Origin of the sequence: Achromobacter sp. (assembly GCF_050285585.1) — a bacterium.
Taxonomy (GTDB): domain Bacteria; phylum Pseudomonadota; class Gammaproteobacteria; order Burkholderiales; family Burkholderiaceae_B; genus Achromobacter.
Genome location: NZ_JBLZXF010000084.1, coordinates 1 through 4304, shown reverse-complemented (window position 1 = coordinate 4304; position 4304 = coordinate 1). Strand labels below are relative to the sequence as shown.

The window sequence follows — 4304 nt, the reverse complement described above, 5'->3', positions numbered from 1 at the left end:
CATGGCCGTGGCGTCGTAGTAATAGTTGTAGTCGCCCACCACCACGTCGCTCCAGCGGATCAGCTCCTGCGACAGGTAGTACGGACACACATCGTGTTCCAGGGCGGTGGCGCGCACGGTGGGTGCGTCCAGCCGCGTGTGTTCCAGCGCCGCGGCGCGGGCCTGTGGCAGGCGGTCGTAGAAGCCGCGCGCCAGCGGGCAGGAATCGCCATGGCAGGCCAGGTCCGGATGCACGCAGCTTTTATCTCGCGCCTGCAGATCCAGGATCCGCAAGCCAGGCTTGGCGGGCTGCGCATTGATGGTTTCCAGGGCCTCTACCGCCAACCCGCGCCCCGGCCCCTTTGCCGCCAGGAAAAACACCTTGTCCAGGCCCGTGCCCGGACTGGCCTTGAGCAGCGGAAAAATCGTGCCCAACGTCTTGCCGATGCCGGTGGGAGCCTGTGCCATCAGGCAGCGGCCATCGCGGGCCGTGCGGTACACGGCCACCGCCAGATCGCGCTGGCCCGCACGAAACTCCCCATGCGGAAACGCCAGCGTCTCAAGCGCCGCGTCGCGCGCCTGGCGGTGCGCCAATTCCGCCTTGGCCCACGCAAGAAAGCGCTCGCATTGCAGTTGGAAGAACGCAGCCAGATCCGCGGCCTCGTGCGTTTCCACCAGCATGGTCTCTTCCTCGGTCGCCACGTTGTAGTAGACCAGCGCCACCCGCACGTTCGCCAGGCTGCGTGCCTGGCACAGCAGATGGCCGTACACCTTAGCCTGCGCCCAATGCACCACGCGATGATTCTCGCGCACGCTGTCGAACTGGCCGCGGTAGGTCTTGATCTCTTCGAGCTGGTTGGCCGCCGGGTCGTAGCCGTCGGCACGCCCGCGCACCAGCAGGTCGCCAAACACGCCGGACAACGAGACTTCGGTTTCGTAATCCGGCCCGCGCCGCCCTGTCACCATCGCGTGCCCGGCCATGCCTTCCAGGCCGCTGGGCGCGGGCGTGAAACGCAGGTCCAGATCACCGGCCCGTGCCGTGAACTCGCACAACGCCCGCACCGCCACCGCGTAACTCATGCAGCCTCCTGCAACCAGCTCACGTGGCACACGCGCACCGGCATCCCGTGCGCCACGCAATACTGCAGCCAGCGGATCTGGTTGTCCTGCAGCTTGTCGCCCGGCCCCTTCACCTCGATCAATTCATAGCGGCGCTCGGCGGGCCAGAAGCGCACCAGATCCGGCAGGCCGGTCCGGTTGCCCTTCACGTCGCGCAGCAGTCGCGTAAAGAAGAGCTTCAGATGCGCGGCCGGCAGGCAGTCCAGCGCCTGCGCCAGCAACGTGTCGGACAAGGCGCCCCAGAACACAAACGGCGACTGCAAGCCCGCCTTGTCGGCGTACCGTTGCAGGATGACGTCGCGATAGGCGGGCGTATCCAGTTGCGCCAGGCAGGCATCGAAGTGCGCCTGCCGCCGCGCGTGAAAATCCGGCGCGTCCAAGTCGGCGGGCCCCCGTTGGAACGGATGAAAGAACGCGCCCGGCAGCGGCGCAAACACGGCCGGCCAGCACAGCAACCCGAACAGCGAATTGATCAGCGCGTTTTCGACGTAATGCACCGGCGCGTCATCGTGATGCAGGTGATCGCGCGTTACGTATTCCACCGCGGACGGTTGCGCCGGGCGGGCCAGCGCCAGTTCCGTGCGGGGCAGGATGGGCGCCGCCGCACGTGCCGCCGCGCCCTGCCCCAGCCCGCGCCGCAACCGCGGCATCATGCGCGCCACGCGTTGGGACTCTTCTTCGCTTTCGGGCGCGTCGGCGGCCGTCAAGGCCAGCGCCATCGCGTCCTCGAACCGCTGCATCCGTTCATACACCCGGATGCGCCGATGCCGCGCGCCCGGATAGCCACAGGCCGCGTACACGCGCTGGGCGGCGTCCCAGTCCTGCGCGCGTTCGCAGGCTTGTCCAATACGCAACAACACCTTGGCGCGGCGCTTTTCCAACCAGGCGTTGCCGCTGACGCACGCCTGTGCCGCGCGCAGCAGGTCGTCCACGGCCGCGCCCTCGTCCAGCGCCCGGCGGCACGCGTGCAGCGCCAGATAGCAGTCCACGTCCGCCCGCGTCTGGAATGCCCGCGACGCCGCATCGAACGGCACCGTCTCGTACTGGAACACGCCCAGGTCTGCCAGCACGAATTCCGACCAATCCTGATGCAGATTGCCGAAGAACATGAGGCGCAGCCGTTCGCAGCGGTCCGCCACCATCACGCGCCAGACGGCTTCCACGAAATCGGGCGCCCAGCCGCAGAACGGCCGGGCGTCGGGCAATTCTGCCCGCAGCGTCTCCAGCATGTCGGCCTTGCGCGCGCCCGGCTTGGCTGCCGCCTGCGATGCGAACACGCGGCACAGCTCGGGCTTGGTCAATAGCGCAAACAGTTCATTCAGCGACATCGGCGCCCGCGTGTCCAGCCACCCCAGCGCTTCCAGCGCCGCGGCCGCTTCTTGGACGGCCGGGATCTCTTCGTACACCAGCCGGCTGGCACGAAACCACGGGCCGCGCCGCATCAGCATGCGCACCATCAACGCCTGCGACGCCTGCGGCAACGCCGCGAAATCCGCCAGAAAGCGGCAATCGTCTTCGTCCAGCAGGTCGGCGTAGCGGTCCGAGACCCACGCCAGCGCGCGCTGGAAATTGTGCAGATAGTAGTAACGGTGCGGGGGCAACATCGGCGGCAGCCGGGTGGACTGTTTATTTATCCAGTAATCATAGCAGGCCGGCCTGTCCGGATTCTGTCCAAGCGTGACGCACGATGGTCAGCCCCTCTGCCTCATCCGGCTCCACGAAATACGCCGTGATGGCGTCGTACTCGGCCTCGCTGGTGGTAAAGGGGTGCTCGCCCGATGCATTGCGCACGCGCAGCCGAGCCTTGCAGACCGTGTCGGGCACGTCCAGATAATGCAGCGTGTGGGCGCATCCGGCCCCCTGGGCCACGCCGCGCAGCCACTCGCGGCTGCGGCGCGTGTTGGCCGGAAAGTCCAGCACCACCGACAGCCCCGCCGCCACCAGCGCCACGACATGGCTGCCCATGGCGTTGCGCAGGCGGCTGGCGCAGCGCCCGTAGTCCGTCACGTCCACGATTTCTCCCGGATACAGCGCCGCCAGCCAGCGGTCTTCACTAAGCAGCAGGGTCCGGGGCTGCGCCGCCAATCGGGCGGCCAGCGTGGATTTGCCCGCGCCGATCTTGCCGCACAGGAAATGCAGCATGGGTTCGGCAGTGTCGTGGACGGTTGCAGGGGAAGGCATGGAAAGCTCCTGTCAGAAGAAAAACCAGGAGGCGGAAACGACAAACCCGCCTCTTGGCGGGTTTGTGTAGCGATGTCCGGTAAACGCGCTAACCCACCATCAAACCGATGGTGGCAATAATCAGGGCGGAAGGCGCGCGGGTCCGAGACATGTTGCGCAGCTTGCTCCGATGCTTGCGGCTTGTCAAACCCGCATCCCGCATTGCATGAAAAGCGCGCATGAAAAACGGCGCCGGAAAGCCTCAGGCTGTCCGGCGCCGTTTGCCTCCCGCCCATACCCCGGCGGGAGTCGATCACGACATCGTCACATCACTGCGCGCGCACCGGCTGCGGCGCGGCGCCGATGTCCTTGCGCACCTTGGCCACGTCGGACGCGCTGACTGCCGCGCCCTTGTTGCCCCAGCTCGACCGAACGAAGCTCACCACGTCGGCGACTTCCTTGTCGGTCATGCGCCAGTCGAAGCCCGGCATCGCGTACGCGGTGGGGGCCGACGCCGTGCCCGGCATCTGGGCGCCCTTGAGCACGATGTGGATCAACGACGCCGGATCAGCCGAGTTGACCGTCGAGCTCAGCGCGAGCTGCGGGAACGTCTCGGTGTAGCCCTTGCCCGTGCTGCGATGGCAAGCCGCGCAGTTGTTCAGGAAGGCCATGGCGCCGTCGCTCTTGTCCTTGCCGGTGCGCAGCGCATTCGCCACGGACTCGTCATAGGCCAGCGGCTTGGTGGCGTCCTTGTTCACCGGCGGCAGACTCTTCAGGTACACCGCGATGGCATTCAGGTCGTCGTCGGTCAGGTGCTGCGTGCTTTCCTCGACCACTTGCGCCATGCCGCCGAACGCCGCCGAATGACCGTTGCGGCCGGACTTCAGGAAGGTCGTGATGTCTTCCTTGGTCCAGGCGCCCAGGCCGTCGGTCGCGTCGCCGCGCAGGTTCTTGGCCAGCCAGCCTTCGACCACGCCGCCCGACAGGAAGGCCGAGCCGTCCGCGTCGGTCAGCGCCTTTTCCTGCAAGGCCACGCCGCGCGGCGT

The 4304-nt window shown here is 67.2% G+C and carries 3 protein-coding genes and 1 pseudogene; all 4 read right to left on the bottom strand.

Going from position 1 to position 4304, the window contains the following annotated elements:
• Positions 1-1059: pseudogene (locus ACN6PJ_RS31135) on the bottom strand (ATP-dependent DNA helicase); the annotation flags it as partial.
• Positions 1056-2702, bottom strand: coding sequence for a VRR-NUC domain-containing protein (locus ACN6PJ_RS31130; protein ID WP_427984710.1), 1647 nt, complete (start codon positions 2700-2702; stop codon positions 1056-1058). The pseudogene ACN6PJ_RS31135 and the gene ACN6PJ_RS31130, both read right to left, overlap by 4 nt.
• Positions 2703-2739: 37 nt before the next feature.
• A complete protein-coding gene (locus ACN6PJ_RS31125) occupies positions 2740-3279 on the bottom strand; it encodes an AAA family ATPase (RefSeq protein ID WP_427984711.1) in 540 nt (179 codons plus the stop codon).
• Between the two features lie 308 nt (positions 3280-3587).
• Positions 3588-4304: c-type cytochrome (locus ACN6PJ_RS31120; protein ID WP_427999488.1), on the bottom strand; the 717-nt coding region annotated here is incomplete at its 5' end.

Coding starts and splice junctions, on each gene's coding strand:
- ACN6PJ_RS31130 (WP_427984710.1), bottom strand. CDS start 2,702: ATGTTGCCCCCGCACCGTTACTACTATCTGCACAATTTCCAGCGCGCG.
- ACN6PJ_RS31125 (WP_427984711.1), bottom strand. CDS start 3,279: ATGCCTTCCCCTGCAACCGTCCACGACACTGCCGAACCCATGCTGCAT.